An 8,695-nucleotide genomic window follows, 5' to 3' on the forward strand; every position below is an offset into this window, starting at 1 on the left:
TCTTATACCAACCCTTCCGCATAAAAACTAGCCTAAGCGCATTGGCCCATACAGTTATTAAATGGTAAATTGTCAGCCTCAGATAAATGCAACACCCGTCAAAACAGGCCTACAGTTTTCCCATGAGAACCGTCATCATCACCAACTGCACCAATCGAAAACGTCTCGACGGCCTGCCACCGGTGGTGCTGAACGACGAGTGTTATTCATCGATTGCAGCCATGGCAAAGGCGTGGAAGGGGCAAATAGACGAACGCCCCACCACTCTGATGGCATCTTCACTTTATGTGGGCAGAAGCGTTTCTGACGCGAGGCGCGTAGCAACGAAGTTGGACGCGAAGCTAATGTTTGCGTCGACCGGCTTAGGGTTAATTGAAGGCGATCAGAGATGTCCACCGTACAACCTGACGGTGGCTCAGGATCCGAATTCTATCATCCCACGTCTCGAAAAATTGGGTGTGCGCGCATCAGATTGGTGGGAAGCCGTGAATGTCACCCAATCAAAGGGAAGCGCCCTCGCGGACCTCGTCAGCCAACCCGACATCGACTTGGTGCTCATTGCCCTCTCTTCAAACTATGTCCAGTTGATAGGCGAAGACCTTGGAAAAATCAGGGACACGCAGATCGACAAGCTCAGAATATTCACTTCGCGCCCAGGCATCGAGATGCTTCCCAGCCATTTACGACGCATCGCGATGCCCTACGACGAACGCCTTGAAACCTCAACATTACCCGGCACTCGCAACGATTTCCCTCAGAGAGCCCTGCGTCATTTCATTGAGATTCTTGAACTGTCGAGTGCTCCTGCTGAGATCGCTCGAAAGAGCGTCAGCGCGGCGATGGATCTTTTATCCCTAGCAAAAACGACCATCCGGCGGCGCGCATCGGACAGTGAAATTGCCTACATGCTTGAGTGTGTGTGGGCTGACTACCAAGGCAGTTCCACCCGATTGTTACGCTACTTAAGGGACGACGCCCTGGTGTCGTGCGAGCAATCGCGCTTTCGGAGGATCTGGCAGGACATCAAAGGTCAAGACAGCATAGAGAGCAAAGCATGACGAGCGAAGATGCGATTGTGGTGCGTGCACTACGCACCACGCAAGGCGACAACCTTGATGTGTATGCATTATTCATCAGGGGATCTGACCTGGTCCGAATTGCCGACATCAGCCGCCTGTCGCGCGAAGACAGCAGCCCCCTCAAGGGTTTTCAGCGCCCCGAGATTAAGAGTCATGTCAAAGGGATCACTGAGTACCTCAATCAGGGAAATGTACTTTTTCCCAATGCAATTATCTTAGCGCTGTCTCCTGACCTGCGTTTTGTTGCAGCACGCGGAAGCAAGCCGACAGGCGACGCGGGGCTTTCGCAAGCGGGTACGCTGACGATCCCTATTAGGGAGGAAGGAATGAGGTCTGCCTGGATCGTGGACGGGCAACAACGCTCATTGGCGTTGGCGAAAGCGGCCAATTCGGATCTTCCTGTGCCAGTGATCGGTTTTGTATCCGACAGCCTGACCACCCAGCGCGAGCAATTTATTTTGGTCAACAAGGCCAAACCCTTGCCCACTCGACTGATCAACGAACTACTGCCGGAGACAGGCAGCATCCTTTTGCCCCGCGAACTGAGTGCTCGCAAGGCACCAGCTGAGTTGTGCGGGCTTCTTAGCCGCGATCCCAACTCCCCTTTCCACAAACTCATAAAGCGGTCGTCTGAGCAAAATAGCAAAGCAGTGATCACTGACACCGCTGTAATAACGATGATCCGCAATAGCATCAGTAATCCGTTGGGGGCGTTGGCCCCCTACACCTCCAGCACCGACGGTGCGGCGAACGTTGAGTCCATGTACAACCTGCTGACGACCTTCTGGCGGGCAGTGCGTGATACGTTTCCAGAGGCGTGGGCACTTGAATCCAAGAGCAGTCGACTCATGCACTCAGCGGGGATCATCGCCATGGGAGTGCTTATGGATCGGATCTACGCCAAAATCGGTGGTCAGCGCGAAACCTACGAAGCCGTGCTACAAGAACTGGCCAGAGTAGCCCCTTACTGCGCATGGACAACAGGTCAATGGCCGATGATTAATGTCCAGTGGAATGAAATCCAAAGCACCCCTCAAGATATCAAGGCGCTGCAAGAAACCTTGATCCGCCTCTATATGACCAGCGCTCACCAATGAAATTTTTATACGCCGACACCCAAGACTACGTAGACCCGGACTACGATTTCATCAACGATCGAAATGCGCCGGGCCGGAAGAGATACTGGGATGACCAGTATGCGCACGAAATGATGACCCCCGTCCCTTATGATGGGCTCTTGGTCTCGATGAGCGCAGTGCGACCTGCAAATGGCGTCGCTAATTCAAAGGTTCGGTACTCGACTTCCGAGCAGCAGCGCTTCCTCAGAGAGGGCGCGCGCAAATTTCTACGACTCGATGGCATTCAGTTCAAAGATACGATGGTCCTAGGCGACTGCGGGGCTTTCGCCTATGTAGAGCACCCTACCCCTGCTTATAGCCCAAGCGAAGTAGTAGAGTTCTACTCAGATGCGGGATTCACCCACGGTTGTTCGCCGGACCACATCATATTCAACTGCGACTCCAGCAATCCTCCAGCGCTGAGCCAGTCGGAAGATGTGCTGTTTCGGTACGAAATTACGCTCAAAAATGCGCAAGAGTTTCTGCGTTTAGTGAAGGAGGCGGAATGGCCTTTCGAACCTCTTGGAGCGGTACAGGGTTGGTCTCCACAAAGCATGGCGAACGCCGCAAAACAACTCGAGGACATGGGTTATCGCTACTTGGCGATCGGAGGTCTAGTACCTTTGAAAGTCGATCAAATCCATGAGGTTTTGAAAGAGCTTCGAGCGGTCCTTAAGCCCGAGACAAATATTCATCTGCTGGGTTTTGCTAAAGCTGAGAACATCCATGAATTCACCGGATATGGCATTACCAGTTTTGACTCAACCTCCCCCCTTATACGCGCATTTAAAGATGCGAAGTGTAATTACTACATGGGCAACAATACAAGCAAACTGGATTACTACACAGCTATCCGCATTCCTCAGGCGATTGAAAATCCACGCCTGATGCAAGGAATAAAAAAAGGCACTTTGAGCGCAGAAGAGTTACAAATCAAAGAAAAAGCGGCGTTGCTAGCGATCCGCGACTACGATAAAAACCTGCTCGACTTTGATACAACTTTAGCTGTGCTAGTAGACTATCTCCGACTGACTCTTTCCGGAACGATATCATCATCAATAGAAATGGAAAAAGAAATCGCCAAGCATGTCCGACTAATCTCACCCACGCTGAGAGATAAACCGTGGCAAAAATGCCAATGTTCGATTTGTCAGTCAGCGGGTATAGAAACTATTATCTTTCGAGCCAGCAATCGAAACAAAAGACGCGGATTTCATAACTTAGGCGTGTACCACCGCCACCTTCAGAAAACTCTGGAACTTTCGAAACAATGATCTATCGATTTAAGGGTGTGCGCGCCCAACAGGCCTCCGGGCATGATGTATTTTCGTTTGCGGCCACTCCAAATGAAATTTTAGAGTTTTCTGAAATTGAGAGAGTCGGCCGCGATGAAGAAGGCCACCTCAAAGGCTTTCAGCGCCATCAAGTCGCGTCGCACATCAGAGATATTCGTGACTATCTTCAGCGCGACGATGCATTGCTTCCTAACGCAATTATCTTGGCCTTTCTGGATGGGGTAACGATTAAAGACCTCGGCGAGGGTATTGTAGAAATCATTATTGATGCTACCGAATCAAAACCAGGCTTTGTGGTCGATGGCCAACAACGACTCAGCGCCCTTGCGACGATGGAAAAGCCTGGATTTCAGGTATTTGTATCTGCATTGATTTGTAAAGACTACAACGAACTGCGACAGCAGTTTGTGCTCGTCAACAATACGCGACCGCTGCCAAAATCGCTGATCTATGAACTTTTACCGACTGTTGACGGCCTGCCAGAACGGTTCACCAGTCGTAAATTTGCTGCTCGCATTATTGATTTGTTGAATTTTCTGCCTAACTCCTCTCTATTTGGCGAGATCAAGCAACATACGAATCCTAGAGGAGTACTAAGCGACATGGCGATGCAGAAGTTCGTGATGCACTCTGCAAATGATGGCGCGATCCGTAGCTTCATGAAGTTTGATGACTTTGAGGGACGCAGCATCGAACTTATCAACAACTTCTTCCATGCAGTGCGAGTAGTTTTCAAATCAGAATGGGAAGGACTAGCGCCCAGGAATTCACGCTTGAAGCACGGGGCAGGTCTGGTTTCTTTGAGCTTCGTTATGGAGTTGCTTTACTCCGATCAAGGCACAACCAGCAAGGAAGGCTTTATCAAAGGTCTAAAACTTTTGAAACCTCATACGGCATGGACAAGTGGCGATTGGCACATTTCTGAAACCGACCGCCGCCCCTGGAATGGTATCCAGAACACGCCCACTGATATCGGATTGCTCACTAAGTATCTGACCGAAAAACTCAAGCAAGAACTGAAACGGCGCTAAATCAGACCCAGTTCCGAGGAGAGCAGTATGCACACCAAAGCCTTAGTTCTTTTTTCAGGCGGACAAGATTCAACCACCTGCCTTGCCTGGGCGCTGGAACGTTACGAGCACGTCGAGACCATTGGCTTTGATTATGGCCAGAGGCATCGAATCGAACTCGAATGTCGGCTGAATATCTTGCAGGAGGTACGTAACAGATTTCCAAACTGGGCCAAGCGACTCGGTGAGGACCACGTGCTTGACCTCAAATTACTCGGCCAGATCAGCGATACGGCGATGACCGCTGAGAAAACTATAGAGTTTGAAAAGAATGGACTTCCCAATACGTTTGTACCCGGGAGAAATCTGCTGTTCTTGACGTTCGCAGCCACTATTGCCTACCGACGGGGCCTCACAGTGCTAGTCGGGGGGATGTGCGAAACAGACTACTCAGGCTACCCAGACTGCAGGGAAAACACGCTTAAAGCCACCCAGGTGGCCTTGAGCCTCGGGATGGATGCTCCGGTGATCATTGAGACGCCCTTGATGTGGCTCAACAAAGCTCAGACCTGGCGTCTGGCCGAAGACCTAGGTAATCGAGATTTTGTCAGCCTGATTCAAGAAGAGTCCCACACCTGCTACCTCGGGATTCGACAACAGAAACATGAATGGGGCTACGGGTGTGGAACGTGCCCAGCTTGCGAACTGCGCAAAACTGGATATGAGCAGTACATTCAAGAACGAGATTGACGATGGTTCAGCGGTGGCGGATCAGTGCACTCGCCACCTTTTTTGAATCAGATGAGTAAACCAAATGACTTACAGCATCAAAGAAATGTTTTACACCCTTCAAGGGGAAGGCAACCAAGCGGGTCGACCCGCGGTATTTTGCCGATTTGCTGGATGCAACCTCTGGTCCGGACGGGAACAGGACAGGGCTAGCGCGATCTGTACTTTCTGCGACACGGACTTTGTGGGAACGGACGGGTTGGGTGGTGGAAAGTTCAAGGATGCGAATGGCCTTGCCCTCGCAATAAATTCATTATGGCCTATCTCCGATCAAGGTCACAAGTATGTGGTATTGACCGGAGGAGAACCACTGCTGCAGGTAGATGATGCTTTAGTAGAAGCACTGCACAAACATAGTTTTACTGTGGCTGTGGAAACAAACGGCACAATAATACCGCCAAGCGGAATTGACTGGATTTGCGTCAGCCCTAAATCCACAGCCGAATTAAAGATTACTCAAGGCGATGAATTAAAATTAGTTTTTCCACAAACTGAAGCACAACCAGAAAAATTTGAACACCTCACCTTCAACCATTTCTATCTCCAGCCAATGGATGGACCAGAGGCCCACCAAAACACTGAACTGACCATAAAATATTGCAAGTCTCATCCAAAGTGGAAGCTCGGCCTACAAATGCACAAAGTACTGATGATCCCTTAGAACAAGTCTGACTGAAATATCAGTTCACACCAGCACCTAAATAGCCTTCCGCTTTAACCCTTCTATAAACTCACGAACTATGCTTGAAGCACCTTTACCATACGGGTAGATAATATCCCTTCTTACATTTATCACCGGATAGAACGCCTGATGCTTTGAACTACGAGAAGAGAACACAAAATAATCGGCCGTTTTGGCCAGATGGCACAAGGCTGGAGTAGCGGTATGATCACTGTTAATCTCGACCTTGAGTCCTGTGAAAATTATTTCCAGTACGTCCCGAGCGCGGCGCGCGGCACCTTCTGTGAGAGTGTAAATACCCAACAACTTCCCTTGTAAATTAGGGGCTAATTCTATCGCTGAATCGATGTCTGATTCAGACTCCGTGCTATTGCTAAAATCTGGGACTGGTTCACCCACCTCAAAAATTTCTTGCATTAGCGCAAAGGTTAAGTGACGTATTGCTGGATCTTTTATTTGCCTCCAATGCTTTGTCGCAAAATCCTGTAGCGACTGCCAGACTTGACGACGCAATGGTGCTGCTGGGCAGGGCGCGTCCAGCAGTACATCCATCAACTCCATCATTCTGATATACGCTTCAGGTCCTTTATTGATATCCCATAACATCAGTATCGCGTCAATCAACCTCGTATACTCATCAACTGTGAACGGTTGCTCCAACATCAACTGCGTCAGTTGTGCTGCCAGTGACAGCAATGCGGGGTTGACTATAGAATCAAGAGCTAGCAACTCCAACAACTCTAGCCAGAGAACTCCCTGACAAGTCACGTCCCGTTCCTCCAACCAATCCAGCAGCAACGGCAGCGTGTTACGAAGAATTGTCTGCCCCGCAGGAGATCCAGCCTGAATGCATTTAAGCAATCTGTCCGAGCTAAAAGATTCAACTGTCCAATTTTCGCAATACTCTTGTGCCCTTTTCTCCAGCCCGTCAGTTTGCGACTCAGTATCAGTCAAGCGCTGAAACCAACTATCCCAGCCACCCAACTGTTCTCTAGAAAAGCGGTTTTTCATATCTTGCAAAATTGCAGTCATCATAGGCAATGATTGCAATGGCTCAAACCAAGACGCAGGCATGGTCTGCAATTGCTGCCATAACTGCTGCAATTCAACTAATGACACATCCAACGAGCGTTGCAGTAACGCCTGGACCGCCCCGGGCCCCTCCTTCTGATCTTTCGGTTCATCAACAACTGGCTCTATTTCAATTTCAGATTGAACTTCCTGAGCAAAATCTGCCCAATGTAGTAGTTTTCGCAACCAGTCCGACTCAATAAAATCGGGCATTTGCTGCCGAACCTGTGCACTCCCTAAAGCAGCGGCACCAGCAACCCACAACTGCCAATCTTGTTTAAAGCTTTCGTGAACTTCAAACAGCGGAACCGTTATAAATAGTGGACTTAACGGGTAGCACAAATCGGCCAACTCGCCCCTGCTTTCCTCACTTATGAGTTCAGTAATTAGCAGCCGATTAAGCCCTAACTGCCCCAGCGCTCGAAGCAATAGCCGAACTAATCGTAACGGAACACGACCGCCGAGCAAACTGGGCAGTCGTGAATGGTTAATGATTTCCTGCCAACGATCTGCTGAAGCCAAAGCCTGCAACTCCAACGACAGCAGATTAAGTGGACTGAAGCCTCCCAAACTCTTAAGCTCTACGTAAAAAAGCCAAGCATTTTCGCCATCATGTAATCGATAAGCCAGCATGAAATCACGCAACACTCGACCTATTGGTCGTTTGACCAAAGATGTAAGCACGGGGCGTTGACGATACAACTTCAGTACATTAGCAAGTACTGTAAAGATTCTATGTTTCTGCTGCTCGCACACCCCGTAGAGCAAATCAATACGCAACAATCCTGAGGGGGCACGTGCTAGCAATGCACTTTGCCCCTCGTTACTTGGAGTGTTAATCAGTCCATAATCAGGTGAGGTACCCGCTGTCCCTAAAAACGCAGAGAGCACCTGACGTAACTCCTCCAGCGCACGGCGATCCTCAGCGGCTGCGTAGAAGCATAATTCCGGCGGACAGCTATACGGTAACAGTAACGGCCACTGCCCCGCACAGGCGCTTTGCACCAAAGGCTCCAACAAACTCTGATACGGCTGCGGATATTTTCCGGCAAACACTTTGTCTGGATCGATCTGGTTGTCAACTGCAAAAAATGGCTGCAACCATATTGGCACTGTGTTCATGAATACGCCTCGAAACGGTAATGATCTTCAAACTCCAGTAACGCTTCAGAAATTATTTGAGAATTACTGGTCAGCATGACGTGCTCGTCATTACGGTTTGTTCCACTCCAAGTGTAGTTCATTGATCCCTTCAAAAAACAACTGGGGGTAAGTAAACCTTTGGTATGAACCTGCTCACTAAACTGGTAACAAAAATCATGACCGACAACTAAACGACCGTTCAACTGCTGGACAAACCGGCGACTGTACGCGTCGTTACGAGTCACCACCCTCAACCGACACCCGCCGTTAACTGCTCTCGCCAACACTTCATTAAAACTTACGTCTCTACCGCCCCAACCAGGCTCAAGTACATCCCACTGCCCAGAACAGTTATCCAGAACAGGAAAGTCACTTAGCCAAGGCGACACTAACCATATGGGCTCTGGGTGGAGCAATAGACCTGCCATTAGCCCGCCTAGTACTTCACGAAATTGCCTACGCCCCAGTGGGCCATGTAAAAAAATTTGCCGCTGATCATTCATGCTAA

The 8,695-nt window shown here is 49.6% G+C and carries 8 protein-coding genes; 6 read left to right on the forward strand and 2 right to left on the reverse strand.

Going from position 1 to position 8,695, the window contains the following annotated elements:
- The first annotated feature begins 122 nt into the window (after positions 1 to 122).
- From NK667_RS16240 to queE, 6 genes are all read left to right on the forward strand, one after another.
- Positions 123 to 1,058, forward strand: coding sequence for a hypothetical protein (locus NK667_RS16240; RefSeq protein WP_029290756.1), 936 nt, complete (start codon positions 123 to 125; stop codon positions 1,056 to 1,058).
- Entirely contained in the window at positions 1,055 to 2,176 is a 1,122-nt protein-coding gene (dbpB, locus tag NK667_RS16245) for a DGQHR domain-containing protein DpdB (protein WP_029290753.1), read from the forward strand. Before NK667_RS16240 ends, dbpB (NK667_RS16245) begins: the two co-directional genes overlap by 4 nt.
- Positions 2,173 to 3,471 (forward strand): tRNA-guanine transglycosylase DpdA, encoded by a 1,299-nt coding sequence (dpdA, locus tag NK667_RS16250; RefSeq protein WP_054615450.1) that lies wholly within the window; start codon positions 2,173 to 2,175, stop codon positions 3,469 to 3,471. Before dbpB (NK667_RS16245) ends, dpdA begins: the two co-directional genes overlap by 4 nt.
- Positions 3,468 to 4,523: a DGQHR domain-containing protein DpdB gene (dbpB, locus tag NK667_RS16255; RefSeq protein ID WP_054615451.1), complete on the forward strand. Its 1,056-nt coding sequence runs from the start codon at positions 3,468 to 3,470 to the stop codon at positions 4,521 to 4,523. Before dpdA ends, dbpB (NK667_RS16255) begins: the two co-directional genes overlap by 4 nt.
- Positions 4,524 to 4,550: 27 nt before the next feature.
- A complete protein-coding gene (queC, locus tag NK667_RS16260) occupies positions 4,551 to 5,252 on the forward strand; it encodes a 7-cyano-7-deazaguanine synthase QueC (RefSeq protein ID WP_054615452.1) in 702 nt (233 codons plus the stop codon).
- 64 nt (positions 5,253 to 5,316) lie between these two features.
- Positions 5,317 to 5,952: a 7-carboxy-7-deazaguanine synthase gene (gene queE, locus NK667_RS16265; protein WP_054615453.1), complete on the forward strand. Its 636-nt coding sequence runs from the start codon at positions 5,317 to 5,319 to the stop codon at positions 5,950 to 5,952.
- A 36-nt stretch (positions 5,953 to 5,988) separates the two neighbouring features.
- Here the strand turns inward: queE and dpdD are convergent, their stop codons facing one another.
- Positions 5,989 to 8,166, reverse strand: a complete 2,178-nt coding sequence (gene dpdD / locus NK667_RS16270) for a protein DpdD (RefSeq protein ID WP_054615454.1) — start codon at positions 8,164 to 8,166, stop codon at positions 5,989 to 5,991.
- Positions 8,163 to 8,690: a phospholipase D-like domain-containing protein DpdK gene (gene dpdK, locus NK667_RS16275; RefSeq protein ID WP_083471339.1), complete on the reverse strand. Its 528-nt coding sequence runs from the start codon at positions 8,688 to 8,690 to the stop codon at positions 8,163 to 8,165. Before dpdK ends, dpdD begins: the two co-directional genes overlap by 4 nt.
- Between the last annotated feature and the right edge of the window lie 5 nt (positions 8,691 to 8,695).

Source organism: Pseudomonas nunensis, assembly GCF_024296925.1.
GTDB lineage: Bacteria > Pseudomonadota > Gammaproteobacteria > Pseudomonadales > Pseudomonadaceae > Aquipseudomonas > Aquipseudomonas nunensis.

What these genes read in the sequence shown, in the direction of transcription:
- NK667_RS16240 (WP_029290756.1), top strand. Translation starts at nt 123, where the DNA reads ATGAGAACCGTCATCATCACCAACTGCACCAATCGAAAACGTCTCGAC.
- dbpB (WP_054615451.1), top strand. Translation starts at nt 3,468, where the DNA reads ATGATCTATCGATTTAAGGGTGTGCGCGCCCAACAGGCCTCCGGGCAT.
- dpdK (WP_083471339.1), bottom strand. Translation starts at nt 8,690, where the DNA reads ATGAATGATCAGCGGCAAATTTTTTTACATGGCCCACTGGGGCGTAGG.
- dpdD (WP_054615454.1), bottom strand. Translation starts at nt 8,166, where the DNA reads ATGAACACAGTGCCAATATGGTTGCAGCCATTTTTTGCAGTTGACAAC.
- dbpB (WP_029290753.1), top strand. Translation starts at nt 1,055, where the DNA reads ATGACGAGCGAAGATGCGATTGTGGTGCGTGCACTACGCACCACGCAA.
- queC (WP_054615452.1), top strand. Translation starts at nt 4,551, where the DNA reads ATGCACACCAAAGCCTTAGTTCTTTTTTCAGGCGGACAAGATTCAACC.
- dpdA (WP_054615450.1), top strand. Translation starts at nt 2,173, where the DNA reads ATGAAATTTTTATACGCCGACACCCAAGACTACGTAGACCCGGACTAC.
- queE (WP_054615453.1), top strand. Translation starts at nt 5,317, where the DNA reads ATGACTTACAGCATCAAAGAAATGTTTTACACCCTTCAAGGGGAAGGC.